Here is a 269-nt window from a genome sequence, read left to right on the forward strand (position 1 = left end):
CCTTAGGCGCTTCTAGTTTATCAGCTTGAGCTTCTGCCGCTAGCTGTAGACCTTCTTCTGCTAATTTAGATGGTGCTAGCTCTTCGCGTTGCTTCTGCTCATCACGTGACTTATTGCGACGGTCTTGCTTAGGCTTACGAGGCTGGCGATTTTGCTGTGGAGCAGTTTCTTTCTGCTCTTCAGGTTTCTCATCACGAACTGGTTTACGACGGCGTTTGTTGTCACGGTTTTCGTTACGATTGTCACCACGCTCACCACGTTGTTCACCA

The 269-nt window shown here is 49.1% G+C and carries 1 protein-coding gene; it reads right to left on the reverse strand.

From position 1 onward, the window contains the following. Positions 1–269: hypothetical protein (locus AB4496_RS29565; RefSeq protein WP_372133704.1), on the reverse strand; the 269-nt coding region annotated here is incomplete at both ends.

The organism is Vibrio sp. 10N.222.46.A1 (assembly GCF_041473595.1).
Classification (GTDB): Bacteria; Pseudomonadota; Gammaproteobacteria; order Enterobacterales; family Vibrionaceae; genus Vibrio; species Vibrio tasmaniensis_A.